This is a genomic window from Streptomyces vinaceus (assembly GCF_008704935.1).
Taxonomy (GTDB): domain Bacteria; phylum Actinomycetota; class Actinomycetes; order Streptomycetales; family Streptomycetaceae; genus Streptomyces; species Streptomyces vinaceus.
In genome coordinates this window covers 4,989,283-5,009,510 of the sequence record NZ_CP023692.1, presented here as the reverse complement: position 1 = coordinate 5,009,510, position 20,228 = coordinate 4,989,283, and the positions used below count along the sequence as shown (strand labels likewise).

20 protein-coding genes are annotated in these 20,228 nt (G+C 71.2%); 10 read left to right on the top strand and 10 right to left on the bottom strand.

The window, feature by feature from the left end; all coding sequences use genetic code 11:
* Positions 1-116: 116 nt before the first annotated feature.
* Positions 117-866: a VC0807 family protein gene (locus CP980_RS22575; RefSeq protein ID WP_132755344.1), complete on the top strand. Its 750-nt coding sequence runs from the start codon at positions 117-119 to the stop codon at positions 864-866.
* Between the two features lie 81 nt (positions 867-947).
* Here CP980_RS22575 and CP980_RS22570 read toward each other — a convergent pair whose 3' ends face one another.
* Positions 948-2,330, bottom strand: a complete 1,383-nt coding sequence (locus CP980_RS22570) for a glycine--tRNA ligase (RefSeq protein ID WP_099892510.1) — start codon at positions 2,328-2,330, stop codon at positions 948-950.
* Between the two features lie 155 nt (positions 2,331-2,485).
* Here CP980_RS22570 and CP980_RS22565 point away from each other — a divergent pair, with 155 nt between their 5' ends.
* From CP980_RS22565 to CP980_RS22545, 5 genes are all read left to right on the top strand, one after another.
* On the top strand, positions 2,486-3,469 hold the full coding sequence (locus CP980_RS22565) for a metal ABC transporter substrate-binding protein (RefSeq protein WP_150528940.1): 984 nt from the start codon (positions 2,486-2,488) through the stop codon (positions 3,467-3,469).
* 23 nt (positions 3,470-3,492) lie between these two features.
* Entirely contained in the window at positions 3,493-4,284 is a 792-nt protein-coding gene (locus CP980_RS22560; protein ID WP_150528939.1) for a metal ABC transporter ATP-binding protein, read from the top strand.
* Entirely contained in the window at positions 4,284-5,150 is an 867-nt protein-coding gene (locus CP980_RS22555) for a metal ABC transporter permease (RefSeq protein WP_099892504.1), read from the top strand. The genes CP980_RS22560 and CP980_RS22555 overlap by 1 nt, the downstream gene beginning before the upstream one ends.
* A gap of 61 nt (positions 5,151-5,211) precedes the next feature.
* Entirely contained in the window at positions 5,212-5,646 is a 435-nt protein-coding gene (locus CP980_RS22550; protein WP_099892502.1) for a Fur family transcriptional regulator, read from the top strand.
* A 272-nt stretch (positions 5,647-5,918) separates the two neighbouring features.
* Positions 5,919-6,872 (top strand): IS481 family transposase, encoded by a 954-nt coding sequence (locus CP980_RS22545; RefSeq protein ID WP_150528555.1) that lies wholly within the window; start codon positions 5,919-5,921, stop codon positions 6,870-6,872.
* Positions 6,873-6,881: 9 nt separating this feature from the next.
* Here CP980_RS22545 and CP980_RS22540 read toward each other — a convergent pair whose 3' ends face one another.
* The 5 genes from CP980_RS22540 to CP980_RS22520 all read right to left on the bottom strand — a co-directional run bounded on the left by CP980_RS22540 (position 6,882) and on the right by CP980_RS22520 (position 11,703).
* Complete coding sequence (locus CP980_RS22540; protein WP_150528938.1) at positions 6,882-7,412, bottom strand: YcxB family protein; 531 nt, start codon at positions 7,410-7,412, stop codon at positions 6,882-6,884.
* Between the two features lie 55 nt (positions 7,413-7,467).
* Positions 7,468-8,292, bottom strand: coding sequence for an isoprenyl transferase (locus CP980_RS22535; protein ID WP_099892498.1), 825 nt, complete (start codon positions 8,290-8,292; stop codon positions 7,468-7,470).
* 11 nt (positions 8,293-8,303) lie between these two features.
* Complete coding sequence (recO, locus tag CP980_RS22530) at positions 8,304-9,050, bottom strand: DNA repair protein RecO (RefSeq protein ID WP_030162779.1); 747 nt, start codon at positions 9,048-9,050, stop codon at positions 8,304-8,306.
* Positions 9,051-9,135: 85 nt separating this feature from the next.
* A complete protein-coding gene (locus CP980_RS22525; protein ID WP_167535869.1) occupies positions 9,136-10,707 on the bottom strand; it encodes a nucleobase:cation symporter-2 family protein in 1,572 nt (523 codons plus the stop codon).
* 300 nt (positions 10,708-11,007) lie between these two features.
* The gene (locus CP980_RS22520) at positions 11,008-11,703 is read right to left on the bottom strand and encodes a TerB family tellurite resistance protein (protein ID WP_053688487.1); all 696 of its coding nucleotides are present in this window, start codon (positions 11,701-11,703) and stop codon (positions 11,008-11,010) included.
* A 160-nt stretch (positions 11,704-11,863) separates the two neighbouring features.
* Here CP980_RS22520 and CP980_RS35230 point away from each other — a divergent pair, with 160 nt between their 5' ends.
* Entirely contained in the window at positions 11,864-12,214 is a 351-nt protein-coding gene (locus CP980_RS35230; protein WP_167535868.1) for an SDR family NAD(P)-dependent oxidoreductase, read from the top strand.
* Between the two features lie 195 nt (positions 12,215-12,409).
* On the opposite strand, the gene leuA is transcribed toward CP980_RS35230, so the two are convergent.
* Positions 12,410-14,173: a 2-isopropylmalate synthase gene (gene leuA / locus CP980_RS22510; protein WP_099892494.1), complete on the bottom strand. Its 1,764-nt coding sequence runs from the start codon at positions 14,171-14,173 to the stop codon at positions 12,410-12,412.
* A 364-nt stretch (positions 14,174-14,537) separates the two neighbouring features.
* Between leuA and CP980_RS22505 the strand changes: the two genes are divergently transcribed.
* The 3 genes from CP980_RS22505 (at position 14,538) to CP980_RS22495 (ending at position 16,648) form a co-directional block, all read left to right on the top strand.
* The gene (locus CP980_RS22505) at positions 14,538-15,602 is read left to right on the top strand and encodes a M4 family metallopeptidase (protein WP_150528935.1); all 1,065 of its coding nucleotides are present in this window, start codon (positions 14,538-14,540) and stop codon (positions 15,600-15,602) included.
* Positions 15,603-15,612: 10 nt separating this feature from the next.
* Positions 15,613-15,882 (top strand): protealysin inhibitor emfourin, encoded by a 270-nt coding sequence (locus tag CP980_RS22500; protein WP_099892490.1) that lies wholly within the window; start codon positions 15,613-15,615, stop codon positions 15,880-15,882.
* Positions 15,883-15,976: 94 nt separating this feature from the next.
* Positions 15,977-16,648, top strand: a complete 672-nt coding sequence (locus CP980_RS22495; protein WP_132755330.1) for an SAM-dependent methyltransferase — start codon at positions 15,977-15,979, stop codon at positions 16,646-16,648.
* A 106-nt stretch (positions 16,649-16,754) separates the two neighbouring features.
* Here the strand turns inward: CP980_RS22495 and era are convergent, their stop codons facing one another.
* The 3 genes from era to CP980_RS22480 form a co-directional block, all read right to left on the bottom strand.
* Positions 16,755-17,705 carry a GTPase Era gene (era, locus tag CP980_RS22490; protein ID WP_037837453.1) on the bottom strand — a complete coding sequence of 317 codons (951 nt, stop codon included), beginning with the start codon at positions 17,703-17,705 and terminating at the stop codon, positions 16,755-16,757.
* Between the two features lie 69 nt (positions 17,706-17,774).
* On the bottom strand, positions 17,775-19,061 hold the full coding sequence (locus CP980_RS22485) for a beta-xylosidase (protein ID WP_150528934.1): 1,287 nt from the start codon (positions 19,059-19,061) through the stop codon (positions 17,775-17,777).
* Positions 19,062-19,198: 137 nt separating this feature from the next.
* Entirely contained in the window at positions 19,199-20,191 is a 993-nt protein-coding gene (locus tag CP980_RS22480) for a GlxA family transcriptional regulator (RefSeq protein WP_150528933.1), read from the bottom strand.
* Positions 20,192-20,228 lie beyond the last annotated feature (37 nt).

The following is a 20,228-nucleotide window of genomic DNA, read 5'->3' as shown; positions in this document are numbered from 1 at the left end:
ACGAGCCACTCCGGACGACTTGATGATCATTTGGAACCGGCCAGCCTTGTCCGTGCCCCGTCACACTCCATAGGTTCCCCGTACCAGGCTTCATCAGGCACGTTCCAGGGGGAACCTTGTCCGCTCAACCAACGCAGGCGACGCAGCCCAAGCCTCCGGCCCGTTCGGGCGGCGCCGCCGCTCTCGGCTGGATTCTGACCATCGGCCTCAACGTGGTCGCGCCGATCATCACGTACAACCAGCTGCACGACCACGGCTGGAGTGAGTTCGGCGCCCTGCTGGTCAGCGGCGCATGGCCGGTGCTCGACAGTGCGATCAGCCTGGCCTGGCGCCGCAAGCTGGACGAATTCGCCATCGTCACCCTGGTGTTCCTGGTGATCACGGCGGTCGTCTCGCTCGTCGGCGCGCACTCGGCGCGCGCGCTGCTGATCAAGGACTCCGGGGTGACCGGGCTGTTCGGGGCGCTCTGCCTCGCCACCCTGCTCGCGCCGCGGCCGCTGATGTTCTACTTCGGCCGCAAGTTCGCCACCGACGGCACTCCCGAGAGCACCGCCTGGTGGAACGGCCTGTGGCAGTTCGACGGCTTCCGCCGCACGATGACCGTCATGACCACGGTGTGGGGCGTGGCCTACCTCGCGGAGGCCGCGGTACGGGTCGTCCTGGCGTACCTGCTGCCCACCGACACCATGGTGGTCGTCAGCCCGGTCCTGATCTACGGGACGCTGGGCCTGCTGGCCCTGTGGACCGCGCGCTATGCGAAGCGCTCGCAGGCGGCCGGCGAGCGGCGCGCCGCCGAGGCGGCCGAGGCCGAGGCCCGCGCCCAAGCCGAGGCCCGCGCCCGGGCCGAGGCGCAGGCGCAGGCCTGAGCGAGGCGGAAACGACGGTGGCCCGGTGCGCGTGACGCGCACCGGGCCACCGGCCGTTTCACCCCGCTGCGGGGCAGGGAGCTAGCAGCCGAGCAGGCGGCTGCCGAGGTAGCTCTGGATCTGGTCCAGGGAGACGCGCTCCTGCTTCATGGTGTCGCGCTCGCGCACGGTCACCGCGTTGTCGTCCAGGGTGTCGAAGTCGACGGTGACGCAGAACGGCGTACCGATCTCGTCCTGGCGGCGGTAGCGGCGGCCGATGGCGCCCGCGTCGTCGAACTCGATGTTCCAGAACTTGCGCAGGTCGGCGGCGAGGCCCTTGGCCTTCGGCGACAGCTGCGCGTTGCGGGACAGCGGCAGGACGGCGACCTTGATCGGGGCCAGGCGCGGGTCGAAGCGCATCACGGTGCGCTTCTCCATGACGCCCTTGGCGTTCGGGGCCTCGTCCTCGACGTACGCGTCGAGCATGAAGGCGAGCATCGCGCGGTTCACACCGGCCGCCGGCTCGATGACGTACGGGGTGTACTTCTCCTTGGTCTCCTGGTCGAAGTACACGAGGTCCTGGCCGGAGGCGGCGGAGTGGGCCTTGAGGTCGAAGTCCGTGCGGTTGGCGACGCCTTCGAGCTCGGAGAACTCACTGCCACCGAAGTTGAAGCGGTACTCGATGTCGGCGGTGCGCTTCGAGTAGTGGGACAGCTTCTCCTTCGGGTGCTCGTACCAGCGGATGTTCTCCTCGCGGATGCCGAGGTCGCGGTACCAGTTCCACCGCTCCTGCATCCAGTACTCCTGCCACTGCTCGTCCTCGCCCGGCTTGACGAAGAACTCCATCTCCATCTGCTCGAACTCGCGCGTGCGGAAGATGAAGTTGCCCGGCGTGATCTCGTTGCGGAACGACTTGCCCATCTGCGCGATGCCGAACGGGGGCTTCTTGCGCGCGGTGGTCTGCACGTGGGCGAAGTTGGTGAAGATGCCCTGAGCGGTCTCGGGGCGCAGGTACGCCTTGGAGCCGGTGTCCTGGGTCGGGCCGAGGTGGGTCTCCAGCATGCCGGAGAACTGCTTCGGCTCGGTGAACTGGCCCTTCACACCGCAGTTGGGGCAGTTGATGTCGGCGAGGCCGTTGGCGGGGAGGCGGCCGTGCTTGGCCTCGTAGGCCTCCTCCAGGTGGTCGGCGCGGTGGCGCTTGTGACAGGAGGTGCACTCGGTCAGCGGGTCCGAGAAGGTCGCGACGTGGCCGGAGGCCACCCAGACCTCGGGGGCCAGGATCACGGAAGAGTCGAGGCCGACGACGTCCTCGCGCCCGGTGACCATGGCCTTCCACCACTGGCGCTTGATGTTCTCCTTGAGTTCGACACCCAGCGGACCGTAGTCCCAGGCAGCCCTGGAGCCGCCGTAGATGTCACTGCACGGGAAAACGAAGCCACGGCGCTTGCTCAGGCTGACGATGGTTTCGATCTTGTCGGCGGCCACGGTGCTCTCTTCATTACGAGGACGAACGGCGAAGGCTCCAGGTTACCGGCGCCCGCACCCCCCCTTTCAAATCGGTTCCCCGTTCACGGTGCGGTCCCCGGGCTCCTCACCTGGGTTTTTGACAATCGTTTCCATCTTTGATGAAAATGGATGTCATGAACGTACGACGCCTCATACCCGCCGCCGCCCTCGCCGGAGCTGTAGCCCTCGGCGCCACGGCCCTCACCGCCTGCTCCGGAGCCGGGGCGGGCGCCGGCAAGGACGGCAAGCTCGACGTCATGTCGTCGTTCTACCCGATGCAGTTCCTCGCCGAACAGATCGGCAAGGACCACGTGAAGGTCGACACCCTGACCAAGCCGGGCGTCGAGCCGCACGACCTGGAGATCACCCCGAAGCAGACCGGGCAGCTGGGCGAAGCCGACGTCGTCCTCTACCTCAAGGGCCTGCAGCCCGCCGTCGACAAGGCCGTCGCCCAGTCCGGCGTGAAGCACGTCGTCGACGCGGCGAAGCTGACCGAGCTGGAGGTCCACGGCTCCTCGGGCCACGACCACGCCCACGAGGGCGAGGCGGGCCACACCGAGGGCGAAGCGGGCCACGACCACGCCCACGGCGAGGCCGGCGAGGACCCGCACGTCTGGCTGGACCCGGTGAAGTACGCCGAGGTCGCCAAGGGCGTCGGCGCGGCCCTGGAGAAGGCCGACCCGGACCACGCGGCGGACTACCGCAAGAACACCGACGAGCTGCTCGGCAAGCTGACCGCGCTCGACACGGAGTTCAAGGACGGGCTGAAGAACACCGCGTCCAAGACCTTCATCACCACCCACTCCGCCTTCGGCTACCTCGCCGAGCGCTACGGCCTCGACCAGGAGGGCATCTCCGGAGTCGACCCCGAGTCCGAGCCCAGCCCGGCCCGGATGAAGGAACTCCAGGCCGTCGCGAAGAAGGACAATGTCTCGACCGTGTTCTTCGAGACGCTGGCCAGCGACAAGACCGCCAAGACGCTCGCCACCGACACGGGCCTGAAGACCGACGTCCTCGACCCGCTTGAGGGAATCACCGACAAGTCCCAGGGCGCTGACTACTTCGAGGTCATGCGGTCCAACCTGAAGAACCTGCAGAAGGCGCTCGGTAGCAAGTAATGGCAGTAACGGAGGCGCGTGCCATGGAGTCCCAGCCCTCGGAGGCGGCGGACCAGCCCGTCATATCCCTGCGCGGGGCCACGGCCTCGCTCGGCTCGCGCCCCGTGCTGCGCGGGGTCGACCTCACCGTCCGGCGCGGCGAGGTCGTCGCCCTGCTCGGCGCCAACGGCTCCGGCAAGTCCACGGCCGTGCGCGCGATCGTGGGACAGGTCCCGCTCTCCGACGGCGAGCTGGCGCTGTTCGGCACCGGCTTCAAGCGCTTCCGCGCCTGGTCGCGCATCGGGTACGTCCCGCAGCGCACCACCGCCGCCAGCGGGGTCCCGGCCACCGTCCGCGAGGTCGTCTCCTCCGGCCGGCTCGCCCGCTCCCGCTTCGGCATCCTGCGCAAGGCCGACAAGGCGGCCGTCGAGCGGGCCCTGGCCCTGGTCGACATGAGCCCGTACGCGGACGCCTCCGTGGGCGCCCTCTCCGGCGGCCAGCACCAGCGCGTGCTCATCGCGCGGGCGCTCGCCGTGGAGCCCGAACTGCTGATCATGGACGAGCCGATGGCCGGCGTGGACCTCGCCAACCAGGAGGTCCTCGCGAACGCCCTGCGCGAGCAGGTCGCCGCCGGCTCGACCGTCCTGCTCGTCCTGCACGAGCTGGGCCCGCTGGAGCCGCTGATCGACCGCGCCGTCGTCCTGCGCGACGGCTGCGTCGTCCACGACGGCCCGCCGCCCGAGGCCGTGGGGCAGCACGCCCTGCCCGGCCACGACCACGTACACCCCCACGCGGCGCACGACGCCGAGCCGCTCCGGACGGGACTGCTGAGCTGATGGACCTCCTCGACTACGCCTTCATGCAGCGGGCCCTGCTCGCGGCCGTCCTGGTCGGCGTCACCGCCCCGGCCATCGGCACGTACCTGGTGCAGCGCCGCCAGGCCGTCATGGGCGACGGCATCGGGCACGTGGCCATGACCGGTGTCGCGCTCGGCTTCCTCTTCAACGCGAGCCCGGTGTGGATGGCCACCCTGGTCGCGGTCATCGGCGCGGTCGGCATGGAGCTGATCCGCTCCCGCGGCAAGACCAGCGGCGACATCGCCCTCGCGATGCTCTTCTACGGCGGCCTGGCCGGCGGCGTGATGATCATCAACCTGGCTCCGGGCGGCTCGACGGCCAATCTGACCAGCTACCTCTTCGGCTCGATCACCACCGTCTCCGCCGAGGACGTCACCGCCGTCGTGATACTCGCGGCCTTCGTCATCGCCGTCACCCTCGGGCTGCGCCGCCAGCTGTTCGCCGTCTGCCAGGACGAGGAGTTCGCCCGGGTCACCGGCCTGCCGGTGCGCTTCCTGAACCTGCTGATCGCGGTCACCGCCGCCGTCACCGTCACCGTGGCCATGCGCATCGTCGGCCTGCTGCTGGTCAGCGCCATGATGGTGATCCCGGTCGCGGCCGCGCAGCGCGTCACCCGCGGGTTCACGGCCACCCTGTCGGTGGCGATGGTGATCGGCGTACTGGTCTCGCTCTCCGGAACGACCCTGACGTACTACATCGACGCCCCCTCGGGCGGCACCATCGTGCTGCTCGCGATCGGCGTCTTCATGGTGATGACCGCACTGTCCACGCCGCTGGCCCGGCGCCGCGCGAACGCGGCCCGCGCCGCCGAAGAGGTCTGCACGCGCGATGATGTGAGGGTCTAGGACGGTCTGGGCGCTGCGGCCGCCTGGCACAATGGGCCGAGGCCGATACGAGGAGGAACCGGTGGCGACTGCGCCTGGCGAGATGAATACCGCGCCAGTACGAGGACGATCCACCCGGCAGCGGGCAGCCGTCGCCGCGGCGCTGGACGAGGTGGACGAGTTCCGCAGCGCCCAGGAACTGCACGACATGCTCAAGCACCGCGGCGACTCCGTGGGCCTGACCACCGTGTACCGCACCCTCCAGTCGCTCGCCGACGCCGGCGAGGTCGACGTGCTGCGCACCAGCGACGGGGAGTCGGTCTACCGGCGCTGTTCCACCGGGGACCACCACCATCACCTGGTCTGCCGCAAGTGCGGCAAGGCCGTCGAGGTGGAGGGCCCGGCGGTGGAGAAGTGGGCGGAGTCCATCGCGGCCGAGCACGGCTACGTGAACGTGGCCCACACGGTGGAGATCTTCGGCACCTGCGCCGACTGCGCGGCCGCCGCTTCCGCCTAGGCCGTGTCTTTCGGATCAGGGCGGATCAGCCCGGGGCGTCTGGTGCCGTGCATCGCAAGGCCGAGGAGGAAGTCGACGTGGTGTGTCGGCGACCGACGAGAACGCCGCGAGGTGCGGTGCCAGGCGCCCCGGGCCCGCCCTGATCCGAAAGACACGGCCTAGGTGTGCTGTCCCGGCACGTTGGTGACACGCGTGCTGGGTGCTTGAACAGGTGAGGGCCTTCTGGGTTCGGTGTGGATTGCGACATCTACGCCCGACCGCAGGAGGCCCTCGTGTCCCACCGTAATGCCCCGCTGACCCCGACCGGCAGGCTCCGTCTGGCCCGGTGTGTCGTGGACGACGGCTGGCCGCTGCGCCGGGCCGCGGAACGCTTCCAGGTCAGCCACACCACCGCCGCACGCTGGGCAAGCCGCTACCGGCGGCACGGCGAGGCGGGCATGCAGGACCGCTCCAGCCGTCCGCACCGTCAGCCGCGCCGGACACCCGCCCAGGTGGAGGCACACGTCCTGCGGCTACGGCGAGAGCACCGCATCGGCCCGCTGCGGCTGGCCGCCCGATGCGGCATCGCCGCCTCCACCGCCCACCGCATCCTCATGCGACACGGTCTGCCCGTCCTGACCATCCTGGACCGGGCCACCGGCGAACCCGTCCGCCGCTACGAACGCTCCCGGCCCGGCGAACTGGTCCACATCGACGTCAAGAAGCTCGGCCGCATCCCCGACGGCGGCGGGCACCGCACCCAGGGCCGCGCCGAAGGGCGACGCAACCGCACCGGCACCGGCTACGCCTACCTGCACACCGCCCTGGACGACCACTCCCGCCTGGCCTACACCGAAGACCTGCCCGACGAGACCGCCGCGACCTGCGCCGGCTTCCTCGCCCGCGCCACCGCCTGGTTCGCCGCCCACGGCATCACCATCGAACGCGTCCTGACCGACAACGCCTGGGCCTATACCAAGAACACCTGGCGCGACACCTGCCACGACCTGGCCATCAGCCCCCGATGGACGAGGCCCTGGCGACCCCAGACCAACGGCAAGGTCGAACGCTTCCACCGCACCCTGCTCGACGAATGGGCCTACATCCGGCCCTACACCTCAGACGCCGAACGCCAGGCAGCGTTTCCCGACTGGCTGGACTGGTACAACTACCACCGACCCCACACCGGAATCAGCGGCCACACTCCAGCCAGCCGCGTCACCAACCTATCCGGACAGCACACCTAGGGCTTCCGCTCAGAGCTTCCGCAGGTTGCGGTCGAGGAGTGCCCGGAGGCGGTCGACCTCCGCCGGGTCCTCGACCCCGCGCTTGGGCAGGATCGTCATGGCCACCGCCCGCTTGGCGACACCGAGCGTGACGAAGGTGTCGGCCGTCTCCGTGTACATCGGCTGCGCGGCCCAGTTGATGCGCGACTGCGTGTCGGCGGTGCTCACGGACAGCCCCGCGTCGTCGACCACCGCCGTGGTCTCACCGGCCTTCGCCAGCAGCCCCGCGAAGGCCCGCGCCGTGAGCTGCGGGCCGAAGAACGTGAGGACGAGCAGCAGGACGCCGCCGCCCAGCACGGCCAGCGGCTGGGTGAGGGGCCCGTCGCCCATCGCCGCCAGCCCCCCGAAGGCCAGCAGCAGCACCCCGAAGACGATCAGCAGCAGCCGCTTGCGGCGCCCCGCGGGCACCCGGGCGTCACGCGCCCGGAGCGCCTGCGCGACGTCCGCCGTGGTGATCCGGTAGCTGAGCCGTACCGGCACCTGTTCCCCATCCGTGTCCATGACAACGGACCCTATCCCCCGGCCGGGCCCCCGCGACGGCCTTTTCCGCCTCGGATCAGGCCGTGGGGCCCGGCTCCGGCTGGTTCGGGACGGCGCCGCCGAAGCGGCGGTCGCGCTGGGCGTACTCCAGGCAGGCCGCCCACAGGTCGCGGCGGTCGAAGTCCGGCCACAGCACGTCCTGGAAGACCATCTCGGCGTACGCGCTCTGCCAGAGCAGGTAGTTGGAGGTGCGCTGCTCGCCGCTCGGCCGCAGGAACAGGTCCACGTCCGGCATGTCCGGGTAGTACATGTACTTCGCGAAGGTCTTCTCGTTGACCTTCGACGGGTCCAGCCGGCCCGCGGCCACGTCCCGGGCGATCGCCTGCGCCGCGTCGGCGATCTCCGCGCGGCCGCCGTAGTTCACGCAGAAGTACAGGGTCATCGCGTCGTTGTCGACGGTCTGCTCCTGGGCCACCTGGAGCTCCTGGACGACCGACTTCCACATCTTCGGCATGCGGCCGACCCAGCGGATCCGGATGCCCAGCTCGTTCATCTCGTCGCGGCGGCGCCGGATGACGTCACGGTTGAAGTTCATCAGGAAGCGGACCTCGTCGGGCGAGCGCTTCCAGTTCTCCGTCGAGAAGGCGTACAGGGAGAGGTTCTTGACGCCCATCTCCAGGCAGCCCTTGAGCACGTCGAGCACGACGCCCTCGCCGACCTTGTGGCCCTCGGTGCGCGGCAGACCGCGCTCCTTGGCCCAGCGGCCGTTGCCGTCCATGACCACCGCGACGTGGTTCGGGACGAGTTCGCCGGGGATCTTCGGCGGGCGCTCACCGGACGGGTGCGGCTCGGGAACCTTGTACTCCCGGCGAGAGCGCCCCAGAATCCCGCGTCGTGCCATGTGTCCAGCTCCTATTTCTCGACGTATCGCAGGGAGCGTAGCCCGCGCTCCAGATGCCAGTGCAAATAGGCGGAGACGAGCCCGCTGCCCTCCCGCACGTACCGCGCCTCGCAGGCGTCCGCATGCCCCCAGTCGCCCGTCAGCAGTGCGCTGAGCAGGGCGATGGCCTCCGACGAGGGTACGACGCTGCCGGCGACCCGGCAGTCCCCGCAGACGACCCCGCCCGCGGCGACCGAGAAGTGCCGGTTGGGGCCGTGGATCCCGCACTTCGCGCAGTCCGTGAAGCTGGGCGCGTAGCCGTTGACGGCGAGGGAGCGCAGCAGGAACGCGTCGAGGATGAGGTTCGGCTCGTGCTCCCCGCGCGAGAGCGTGCGCAGGGCGCCGATCAGCAGCAGGTACTGCTGCACGGCGGGCTCGCCCTCGTTCTCGGTGAACCGCTCGGCGGTCTCCAGCATCGCGGTTCCGGCGGTGTAGCGGGCGTAGTCGGTGACGATGCCGTTGCCGTACGGGGCGATGATCTCGGTCTGGGTGCAGAGCGGGAGGCTGCGGCCGATCAGCTCGCTGCCCCGGGCGAAGAACTGCACATCGGCGTGGGAGAAAGGTTCCAGCCCGGCGCCGAACTTGGACTTCGTACGCCGTACTCCGCGGGCCACGGCCCGCACCCGCCCGTGGCCACGGGTGAGGAGCGTGATGATGCGGTCCGCCTCACCCAGCTTCTGGGTGCGCAGCACGATGCCGTCGTCGCGGAACAGACTCATGCGCCCATTGTCGCCTGCCCGGGCGCGGCGACGGCCCTCCACCCGGACACGGGTCCGGGCGGAGGGCCGTCGCCCCCTGGGAGGATCAGGAGGCGGGCGCGGTCGCCTCGCCCGCGTCGGCCTTCACCACGGTGGCGGCGGTGGTGCTCACGGCGGCGCCGACCGTGGCCTCGGCCACCGTCTCCGCCTCGGCCACCGTCTCCGTCTCGGTCTCGGCGGGCGCCGCCGCGGTCGCGGGTTCCGGCGCGTCCGGGGCCGCGGCCTGGGCGGGCACCGCGGCCGCCACGGTGCCGTGCGCATCGTCCTCGGCCAGCCCGTTGAAGATCAGGTTGAGTACGATCGCGGCCGTGGCGCCGAGCGTCACACCGCTGTTGAGGAGCGAGGACAGGTCCGCGTCCATGTGGTCCTTGAAGAGCACCGGGACCGTCGCCGGCAGCAGGGCGAACGCCAGGGAGACGCCCACGACCAGCGCGTTCTTCTCCTCCTTGAGGTCAACCTTGGCGAGGGTGTGGATACCGGCCAGCGCCACCATCGCGAACATCACCGTCGCCGCGCCGCCGAGCACTCCGTGCGGGACCGCGGCGACGATCGCGGCGGCCTTCGGTATCAGCCCGAGCACGATCATGAACACGCCCGCGGCGACCACGACGAAGCGGCTCTTGACCTTGGTCATGCGGACCAGGCCGACGTTCTCGGCGAAGGCCACGTACGGGAAGGAGTTCAGGACGCCGCCGAGGGCGGTCGCGGCGCCGTCGGCGCGCAGGGCGCGGGCCACGGTCTCGCTGTCGATCTCCTTGCCGACGATGTCGCCGACGGCGTACGTGTCACCGGTCGTCTCGACCATGGTGATCAGCATGACGATGAGCATCAGCAGGATCGGGAACCAGGCGAACTTCGGCGCCCCGTAGTGGAAGGGGGTGGTGATGCCGATCCAGTCCGAGTTCCCCACGTCGCCGAACTTGGCGTCGCCGAGCAGGAAGGCGACCACGGTGCCGCCGACCAGGCCGATCAGGATCGCGATGCTGGAGAGGAAGGGCTTGCCGAGCTTCATCAGGACGAGGATGAAGAGCATCGTGCCACCGGCGTACGCGAAGTTCTTCGGGTCGCCGAAGTCCGGGCTGCCGAGGCCGCCCGCCGCGTCGTTCAGGCCCACGGGGATCAGCACGACGCCGAGGACGGTGATCACCGTGCCGGTGACGACCGGCGGGAAGAGCCTCATGACCGCGCGGAAGGCCTTGGGGGGCAGCCAGGCGAAGGCGAAGGTGGCGACGCCGGCCGTGATGACCGCGCCGTAGATGACGAGCAGGCCGGCCGTGCCGCCGCCGGCCCCGAGCCCGATGGCGATCATCGGGGAGACCGCGGTGAAGGTGACGCCCTGGATCAGCGGCAGGCGCGCGCCGATCCGGCCCACGCCCCAGGCCTGGATGATCGAGGCGATGCCGCAGGTGAACAGGTCGGCGTTGATCAGGTAGACCAGCTGCTCGGTGGAGAGGCCCAGGGCTCCGCCCACGATGATCGGAACGATCACCGCGCCGGCGTAGAAGGCCAGTACGTGCTGGAAGCCGTACAGCGCGAGCTTGGGGAGGGGGAGCACCTCGTCGACCGGGTGCTGGCTCTGCTCTCCGTTGGCGGAAAGCCGGGCGGCGACACGTGCCATCTCTGCCTTGCCCTTCAAAAGGTAGGTGAACGAGAGGAATCTGGTTATCCCTGGTGAAGTGGGTCGCTATCCCGTTGGTTCGCCAGGGTTGTCAGTGCGATCACGTGAATCGAAGCCCCGCTGTGTTACCGGCGGCGTCTCGTCGTGTGACCGGAATTGAACGCCTGTGAAGGGGCTCACAGATATCGTCGACTTCTACAAAGTGTTGACGCCCACATGGGTGGATCCACCGAGGCCGGAGCATACGAAAACGCGCCCCGGGCGGAAGGCCCGGGGCGCGCGTGCGGGTCGGGAGTGGACCTAGGGCGCGCGGACCGCCGACAGGAGGCGGGACACGTCCTCGGAGGCGATCCGCAGGGCGGCGCCCACCGTCGCGAGCACCTCGCGCTCGGCCGGGGTGTACGGGCCGTCCGCGAGGGCGATCCGGGCGCCCTGGAGCAGGATCGATTCGCGCCCGGGCCCGGCCAGGTGCGGGGCCAGCGGTTCCAGGGCCTCGTGGAGCTCGATCGCCAGCGCGGCGCCGCAGCACTCGGGTACGTCGTACAGCCCGAGCCGGCCCTCGTCGGTGGCCAGCGCCTCCACGAGGGACTCCAGCTGCTCCTCCGTGCAGTCCTGGAAGCCCGCCGCCCGTACGGCCGACACGGCGGCCTCCAGCGCCCCGCGCGAGGCCGTCCCGCCGGCCGCCAGGACGGCCAGCGTCACGGTGTGCACCGCGTCGCGCAGCATCGCCGAGAAGCGGGTGGTGGTCAGGTGGTCGAGGACCTCCGTGTCGAAGCGTTCCCGGCAGCCCTGGCACTCGATGACGGGCCCGGCCGCTCCGCGCGGCAGCAGCGGGACGCCGAGGACCGTGAACCGGCGGCGTCCGGTGCGCCGGCGGTAGTTGCGGTCGCCACCGCAGTCGGGGCAGAAGAACTCCCCGTCCCCCACGGTGCTCCAGGTGGTACGGATGCCCCAGACCGTCAGCTTCCGGCCGTCCCCACCGCGAACTGGCAGCACGTCCCACCTCCATCACCAGCCGGCAGCACCGCCGGTTGGCGTGATGTTAGCCACATCGGTGAGGATCCGTCAGTCGTGTGACAAGACAACCTGCGCCACCCAGGGGACTTGGCCGAACTACGCCCCCGCCGGTCTCCGTCTTTTCCCTGGGCTCTGCCGCGTGAACGAGAAGTCCTGTCTGGTGACGGGTGCCGCGAGCGGCATCGGCAAGGCCACCGCCCTGTTGCTGGCCCGCTCCGGGGCCCGCGTCACCGCGGCCGACATCGATGGCCCCGGGGTCGGGAGACTGCGTACGGAACTGGCCGCCGAGGGCATCGGCGTCATCGTCGTGACGGGTGACGTCGCCGATCCGCGGGCCAACCGGGCGATGGTCGAAGCGGCCGTGGAGGCCTACGGCAGGCTCGACGTCGCCGTGGCGAACGCGGGGGCGCTCCCCCTGTCGGACGTGAACGAGACCAGCCCCGAGGACTGGGACCACGTCATGGCGGTCGACGGCCGCGGCGCGTTCTGACCTGCAAGTACGCGATCGAGGCGATGACCGCGCAGGAGCGGCCCGGCGGGACGCTGGTCTGCGTCTCCTCGGTCACGGGCGCGAGCGTGCCGGTGGACGGCGGCTACCTGGCCCGCTGCGCGCGGGAACGACGGAGCCCCGCCCCTCCGGAGGGAGGGACGGGGCTCTGCGCGTACAGGGCTCTCGTACGAGGGATCAGCGGCCCGCGCGGTTGACGGCGGAGATGACCGCCTTCAGGGAGGCGCGGGTGGTGTTGGCGTCGATGCCGATGCCCCACAGGACGCGGCCGTCGATCGCGCACTCGATGTACGAGGCGGCGACGGCGGAGGCGCCCTCGCTCATCGTGTGCTCGGTGTAGTCCAGCAGGCGGGCGTCGACGCCGATGCCGGCCAGCGCGTCGAAGAAGGCCGAGATCGGACCGTTGCCGGTGCCGTTCAGGACCGTCTCCACGCCGTCCACGACCGCCTCGACGGTCAGCGTGTCCGTGCCGTCCTTGTCGGTGGCCGTCGAGCCGGAGCGCAGCTGGATGCGTCCCCACGGGTTCTCGGGGTTGGGCAGGTACTCGTCCGCGAACACGTCCCAGATCGCCTTCGGCGTGACCTCGCCGCCCTCGGCGTCGGTCTTGGCCTGGATGATCCGCGAGAACTCGATCTGCATGCGGCGCGGCAGGTCCAGCTTGTGGTCGTTCTTCAGGACGTACGCGATACCGCCCTTGCCGGACTGCGAGTTGACCCGGATGACGGCCTCGTAGGAGCGGCCGACGTCCTTCGGGTCGATCGGCAGGTACGGGACCGCCCACTCGATGTCGTCGACCGTCTTGCCCTGGGCGGCCGCGTCGGCCTCCATGGCGTCGAAGCCCTTCTTGATGGCGTCCTGGTGGGAGCCGGAGAAGGCGGTGTAGACCAGGTCGCCCGCGTAGGGGTGGCGCGGGTGGACCTCCATCTGGTTGCAGTACTCGCTGGTGCGACGGATCTCGTCGATCTGCGAGAAGTCGATCTGCGGGTCGATGCCCTGCGAGAACAGGTTCATGCCCAGCGTGATCAGGTCGACGTTGCCGGTGCGCTCGCCCTGCCCGAACAGGCAGCCCTCGATGCGGTCGGCGCCGGCCATCAGCGCCAGCTCGGCGGCGGCGACGGCGGTGCCGCGGTCGTTGTGGGGGTGTACGGAGATGCAGATGTGCTCGCGGCGGGTCAGGTTGCGGGCCATCCACTCGAAGCGGTCCGCGTGCGTGGACGGCGTCGAACGCTCCACGGTGGCGGGCAGGTTCAGGATGATCTCGCGGCCCTCGGACGGCTGCCAGACGTCACAGACGGCCTCGCAGACCTCCAGGGCGAAGTCCAGCTCGGTGTCGGTGAAGATCTCCGGGCTGTACTGGTAGCCGAAGGTGGTCTCCGGGCCCAGCAGCTTCTCGGCGTACTCCATGACCAGGCGGGTGCCGTCTACGGCGATCTGCTTGATCTGCTCCTTGGAGCCGCGGAAGACGACCCGGCGGAAGGTCGGGGCGGTGGCGTTGTACAGGTGCACGGTGGCGCGCTTGGCGCCGACCAGCGACTCCACGGTCCGCTCGATCAGGTCCTCGCGGGCCTGGGTCAGCACGGAGATGGTGACGTCGTCCGGGATCGCGCCCTCTTCGATGATGGAGCGTACGAAGGCGAAGTCGGTCTCGCCGGAGGAGGGGAAGCCGACCTCGATCTCCTTGTAGCCCATGCGCACCAGCAGGTCGAACATCTCGCGCTTGCGGGCGGGGGTCATCGGGTCGATCAGCGACTGGTTGCCGTCGCGCAGGTCGGTGGAGAGCCAGCGGGGGGCCTTGGTGACGCGGGCGTCGGGCCAGGTGCGGTCCGCGATGTCGACCTGCTCGTACCGGCCGTACTTGTGGATCGGCATCCCGGAGGTCTTCTGGGTGTGGGTCGCGTTGGTGATGGGCGTGGGGCGACCGACAAAAGGCTGCTGGCTCATGGCGTTGGGCTCCTCGCGTGTCCGCGTGTAGTTCGCTGGAACGGCCGACGGCGGTCGTAAAAACCGCAACACCAAACTCCGCGGGGAGGGGGTCGGCCTACGACTACAGACCCTCGCCGCGGCAGCTAAGGAGAAGCAGCCCGAAACGCATGATGGGCCGAGCCTAACCGAGCCGCGCCGTAACGCGAGGACCTGTTTCAGTATGCGGGACCGCCCTGTCCGATTTGTACCTAATGTGAGCCATATCGCTTTCATCGATACAGGTCCGGTCGATCCGTCAACGCGGTGTGACCACTTTCAGACAACCGAATGAATCATGGTTGCGGGTAGTGACAGCCTCATGACTCACTGCCACATTGCCGGGATGGATGCCTCCCACGTTTCTCGCCACCCCGTCTTCTGCACGGTGGTCCCGCCCCACCTGCTCGACAAGATCGCCCGGTCCGAGCAGCTCCGGCGCGCCGACGCCGCCCAGCGCACCCTCGAACAGGACGCCCTGCTGCGCACCCGGCGCAGCGTCACCACCCTGCGCGGGATCGCCCCCGCCGCGGGGACGCCCGCCTCCGACGATCCCCGCCGCACCATCTACGACGCCCAGCACCGCACCCGGCTGCCCGGGAAGAAGGTGCGCGGGGAGGGTGACGAGGCCGGCGCCGACGCCACCGTCAACCGAGCGTACGCGGGGCTCGGCGCCACGTACGAGCTGTTCCTCAAGGGCTTCGGCCGGCACTCGATCGACGACTCCGGGCTGGCCCTGGACGCGAGCGTGCACTACGGGCAGGACTACAACAACGCCTTCTGGGACGGGCAGCAGATGGTGTTCGGCGACGGGGACGGGGACGTCTTCCTCGACTTCACCGTGTCGATCGACGTCATCGGGCACGAGCTCACCCACGGGGTCACCCAGTACACGGCGAACCTCGACTACCACGGGCAGTCGGGCGCGCTGAACGAGTCGATGTCGGACGTCTTCGGCTCGCTGATCAAGCAGTACTCGCTGGACCAGACGGCCCAGGACGCGGACTGGCTGATCGGCGCCGGACTGCTCGGCCCGAACGTCAGCGGGGTCGCGCTGCGCTCGATGAAGGCGCCGGGCACGGCGTACGACGACGACGAGCTCGGCAAGGACCCGCAGCCGGCGACGATGGACGACTACGTGAAGACCGCGCAGGACAACGGCGGGGTGCACATCAACTCGGGCATCCCCAACCACGCCTTCTACCTGGTGGCGACGGAGCTCGGCGGCAAGGCCTGGGAGCGGGCCGGGCGGATCTGGTACGACACGCTGACCGGCGGCGAGCTGGCCTCGGACGCGGACTTCAAGGACTTCGCCCGGCTGTCGGTGGCGGCCGCGGTGGCCCGGTACGGGGACGGCGGGGCGGAGCACCAGGCCCTCCAGAAGGCGTGGTCGGCCGTCGGCCTGGGGTAGAACGCAGGGCATGCGGATTCTGGTGGTGCGGACGGGCGGCTTCGCGGGCATCGAGCGCCGGGCCGAGGTGGACACCTCGGGCCGGCCCGACGAGGAGGAGTGGCAGGCCCTGGCCCGGCTGGCGCTGCGGCCCGTCCCGCCCGCCCCGGGGTCGGACCGGATCCGGGACGGGTTCTCGTACCGGATCACCGTCGACGGCCGCACCGTGTCCTGCCGGGAGCCGAACCTGTCGGAGGCCCAGCGGACGCTGATCTCCCGGCTGCTGAAGGAGGGCGCCTGAGCGCGGCGTTGCCGGAACGGCAACAAGGTTTGCCCGTACGGGCGGGCCGGGCGGAGCATCGGCCGCACCGGCACCCGTACGGGAAGAGGAACCCATGACCGAGCACGCCCACTCGCACGCGCACACGCAGCAGCACCCCGCATCCGGGCCCCCGGCGGGAGAGGAGTTCTGGGACGGCCGCTACGCGGAGAGCGACCGGATCTGGAGCGGCGAGGCCAACGCCATGCTGGTGAGCGAGGTGTCCGACCTCGCCCCGGGACGGGCCCTGGACCTCGGCTGCGGCGAGGGCGGGGACGCCGTCTGGCTGGCCCGCCGCGGGTGGACCGTCACCGGGACCGACATCTCCGGGGTCGCTCTCGGCCGGGCGGCCGGGCACGCGGCGGAGGCCGGGGTCGCGGACCGGGTCTCCTTCGCCCGGCACGATCTGACGGAGTCCTTCCCGCAGGGGGAGTTCGACCTCGTCTCGGCCTGCTTCCTGCACAACTACGGCGACTTCCCCCGGGACGCCGTCCTGCGCGCGGCCGCCGCGGCCGTGGCCCCCGGCGGCACCCTGCTGGTGGTCGGCCACGCGGGATGGGCGCCGTGGCAGGAGGACCGGGAAGAGGCGCACTTCCCCACGCCCGAGGAGGTCCTCGCGCAGCTGGAGCCGGTCACGGCGGGCTGGGAGGTGCTGCGCGCCGAGGAGACCGAGCGGGTCCAGGCGATGCCCGACGGCACGCCGGGGCACCGTACGGACAACGTGGTGCGGATGCGCCGGCCCGGGTAGCCGAACGGCACGACGACGCACGGCCGCGGCCCCGCTCGGGGGCCGCGGCCGTGCGTCGTCGTGAGGTGCGGCCGGGCCCTGTCGCTCGGACCGGGCCCCGGGTCCCTCAGAACCCCAGCTTGCGCAGCTGCTTGGGGTCGCGCTGCCAGTCCTTGGCGACCTTAACGTGCAGGTCCAGGAAGACCGGGGTGCCGAGCAGCGCCTCGATGTGCTTGCGCGACTTCATCCCGACCTCCTTCAGCCGGGAGCCCTTCGGGCCGATGATGATGCCCTTCTGGCTCGGCCGCTCGATGTAGACGTTCGCGTGGATGTCCAGCAGCGGGCGGTCCGCCGGGCGGTTCTCCCGGGGGATCATCTCCTCGACCACGACGGCGATGGAGTGCGGGAGCTCGTCGCGTACGCCCTCCAGCGCGGCCTCGCGGATCAGCTCCGCGACCATCACCATCTCGGGCTCGTCGGTGAGGTCGCCCTCCGGGTACAGCGGCGGGCTCTCCGGCAGCAGCGGCGCGATCAGGTCGGCCAGCAGCTGGACCTGGGTGTCGCCGACCGCCGAGACGGGGACGATCTCGGCCCACTCGATGCCGAGCTCGGCGCCGAGCTGGTGGATCGCGAGGAGCTGCTCGGCCAGTGCCTTGGAGTCGACGAGGTCGGTCTTGGTCACGATGGCGATCTTGGGGGTCTTCTTGATCCCCGCGAGCTCCTTCGCGATGAACTTGTCGCCGGGGCCCAGCTTCTGGTCGGCGGGCAGGCAGAAGCCGATCACGTCGACCTCGGCCCAGGTGGTGCGCACGACATCGTTCAGCCGCTCGCCGAGGAGCGTGCGCGGCTTGTGCAGACCGGGGGTGTCGACCAGCACGAGCTGGGCGTCGGGGCGGTGCACGATGCCGCGGACGGTGTGGCGGGTGGTCTGCGGCCGGTTGGAGGTGATCGCGACCTTGGTGCCCACGAGTGCGTTGGTCAGGGTCGACTTCCCCGCGTTGGGGCGGCCGACGAAGCAGGCGAAGCCCGCACGGTGCGGGGCGGTGGACTCGGGGGAACGATCGCTCATACGGGCCATTCTCCCCGATGCGGGTCCCCGCGCCGACCAGTCCGCCACGAGGAGGGCCGGACGGAGGGCCGGACTGGGTCAGGAGAGGGTCAGGGTCAGCACCGCCCGGTAGGCGCCCGGCGGGGTGTACGCGGGCAGCGTGAGGGTGACGGCCGCGTCGATCGTGAAGGTGCCGCCCGCCGCGGCGCCGTCCGGTACGGAGGCCAGCACCGCCCCCTCCGGTCCGACCGGCCCGGCGCTGCCCGCCGCGCAGCGGCCCGCGCTGCCCGGCGCCGCCGTGCAGGTCGGCGTCCAGCTCAGCGATGCGCCCGGGACCGCTGCCCCGCCCGCACCCGTGAAGGCCGTGACCTTTCCGGTCAGCGTCCATCCCCGCACCCCGCCCCGGGCGTCCTTGACGGTGACCGTGCCGATCCGGCCCGGGGCCGCGCCGCCCGACCCGTACGGGAGCGCGCCCAGCGTGAGGGAGGCGCCCGTCTGGGTCATCGACAGGGCGCCGGGATCCACCACCAGCGCGGTCACCTCCTGGGCGGCCGCCCGCGGGGGCGCCGGGGCGAGCACCGTGTACGCCGCCGGGCCCGAACCCTCCTGCGCCGACCAGGCCGGGCCCTCGTACGCCACCACCGCCGTCGTGGCCCGGTCGGTGACCGGGAGGTGCGCCCGGACCTCCCCCCGCCCGTCCGCCCTCGCCGCCACCCGGTCCGCCGTCTCGGCGGCGCCCGCCCGGCCGGCCACCGTCACGGCCGCGCCCGGGGCGAAGCCGGCGCCGGTGACCTCGACCCCGGCGCCCGGCTTCCCGTACGCGGCGCCGAGCGCGAGCGAGCGCAGGTTCGCCCGGGGCAGGGGGCTCGCGGTGATCCGTCCGGACACCGGCGCCCCGGTCACGGCGCAGCCGGTGTCCAGGTCCAGCAGGTGGCTGGTGTGCAGCGTGTAGCCGCCCGGGGCCAGGGTGATCGCACCCGGTGCGGTGACGGTGAAGGTGCCGGTCATCGTGACGGCCGGCAGGGCCGCCCCCGCCCCGACGGGATCGTTGCGCTGCGCCCCCACGACGGTGACCTCACCGCTCTGCGCGCCGCCGAGGAGGACCCGCCCGGCCGGGGTCAGCACATCGGCCGGGAGCTCGTCGGCAACCGGGTTCACGGCGGGGGTCCGGGTCACCTGGTAGGTCACGGTGACCGTGTCCCCGACCTTCGGCGCCGGGTCGTCCACGGTGATCCGTGCCGTGGTCGGCCCCTCGGCGGCCGGCAGGCCGGCCTCCCGCGGCGGCAGGCACCGCGTCGGGAACTCCACTTGGCCGGAGGGCGTCTGGGATTCGGCGGCCGCGGGCGGGCCCAGCACTCCCCCGGCCGTCGCCGCGAGCGCGGCCACGCCGAAGGCAGCCGACCATCTGCTCCTGCCCGCCCGTGTTCGCACGGCCCGCCCCCTAGGTCGCGTCGACAGGGGGCCATTCACGAGCGGACGGCGGGAGAAGTCAAGGCGCGGGCCCGGCACCAACTGATGGCCCATCAGGAAATGGCGGATTCCCCCTGCCCGCCAGCCGCGCGGAACGTGCGCCGGTACGCCGTCGGGCTCACCCCCAGCGCCGCCTGCACGTGCTTGCGCAGCGACTGCGCCGTCCCGAACCCCGCCTCCCGCGCCACCTGTTCCATCGGCAGCTCCGTCCGCTCCAGCAGCGCCCGGGCCCGCTCCACCCGCTGCCCGACGATCCATTCCCCCGGGCTGACCCCGGACTCCTCGCGGAAGCGGCGCGTGAACGTCCGTACCGACATGGCCTCCTGCCGGGCCAGGTCCGCCAGCCGCACCGGCTCGTGCAGCCGGTCCAGCACCCACGCGCGGGCCGCCGCCGTACTCGCCAGCTGCGGCTGCGGCACCGGGCGGTCGATGAACTGGGCCTGCCCGCCGTCCCGGTGCGGCGGTACGACGGTCCGCCGGGCCACGTCGTTGGCGACGGCCGCGCCGTGGTCGCGGCGCACGATGTGCAGGCACAGGTCGATGCCGGCGGCCACCCCGGCCGAGGTCAGCACGTCCCCGTCGTCGGTGTAGAGCACGTCCGCGTCCACCCGTACGGCCGGGAAGAGCCGCTGGAAGTGCTCGGCGTGCGCCCAGTGGGTGGTGGCGGGCCGGCCGTCCAGGAACCCGGCTGCGGCCAGCACGTACCCGCCCGTGCAGATGGACACCAGCCGCGTCCCGGGCCGGACGCGGGCGAGCGCGGCGGCGAGTTCGCCGGTCAGGCGGCCCTCCTCGTACACCGGCCCCAGCTCGTAGGAGGCGGGCACCACCACCGTGTCGGCCGTGGCCAGCAGCTCGGGGCCGTGCTCGACGTGGACCGCGAAATCGGCGTCCGTGCGCACCGGCCCGGGCGCCAGGGCGCAGGTGAGGATCTCGTACAGCGGGGCTCCGGCGGGATCCTTGGCGCGGCCGAAGATCCGGTGCGGGATGCCGAGCTCGAAGGGCAGCAGCCCGGTGAGCGCGAGGACGACGACGCGGTGGGGTGCCATGGCCCGATCATATCGAAGGGTGTCGGTCAGGCCACTG

What these genes read in the sequence shown, in the direction of transcription:
- CP980_RS22565 (WP_150528940.1), top strand. Translation starts at nt 2,486, where the DNA reads ATGAACGTACGACGCCTCATACCCGCCGCCGCCCTCGCCGGAGCTGTA.
- CP980_RS22560 (WP_150528939.1), top strand. Translation starts at nt 3,493, where the DNA reads ATGGAGTCCCAGCCCTCGGAGGCGGCGGACCAGCCCGTCATATCCCTG.
- CP980_RS22555 (WP_099892504.1), top strand. Translation starts at nt 4,284, where the DNA reads ATGGACCTCCTCGACTACGCCTTCATGCAGCGGGCCCTGCTCGCGGCC.
- CP980_RS22540 (WP_150528938.1), bottom strand. Translation starts at nt 7,412, where the DNA reads ATGGACACGGATGGGGAACAGGTGCCGGTACGGCTCAGCTACCGGATC.
- CP980_RS22535 (WP_099892498.1), bottom strand. Translation starts at nt 8,292, where the DNA reads ATGGCACGACGCGGGATTCTGGGGCGCTCTCGCCGGGAGTACAAGGTT.
- recO (WP_030162779.1), bottom strand. Translation starts at nt 9,050, where the DNA reads ATGAGTCTGTTCCGCGACGACGGCATCGTGCTGCGCACCCAGAAGCTG.
- CP980_RS22525 (WP_167535869.1), bottom strand. Translation starts at nt 10,707, where the DNA reads ATGGCACGTGTCGCCGCCCGGCTTTCCGCCAACGGAGAGCAGAGCCAG.
- leuA (WP_099892494.1), bottom strand. Translation starts at nt 14,173, where the DNA reads ATGAGCCAGCAGCCTTTTGTCGGTCGCCCCACGCCCATCACCAACGCG.
- CP980_RS22505 (WP_150528935.1), top strand. Translation starts at nt 14,538, where the DNA reads ATGGATGCCTCCCACGTTTCTCGCCACCCCGTCTTCTGCACGGTGGTC.
- CP980_RS22500 (WP_099892490.1), top strand. Translation starts at nt 15,613, where the DNA reads ATGCGGATTCTGGTGGTGCGGACGGGCGGCTTCGCGGGCATCGAGCGC.
- CP980_RS22495 (WP_132755330.1), top strand. Translation starts at nt 15,977, where the DNA reads ATGACCGAGCACGCCCACTCGCACGCGCACACGCAGCAGCACCCCGCA.
- era (WP_037837453.1), bottom strand. Translation starts at nt 17,705, where the DNA reads ATGGCCCGTATGAGCGATCGTTCCCCCGAGTCCACCGCCCCGCACCGT.
- CP980_RS22480 (WP_150528933.1), bottom strand. Translation starts at nt 20,191, where the DNA reads ATGGCACCCCACCGCGTCGTCGTCCTCGCGCTCACCGGGCTGCTGCCC.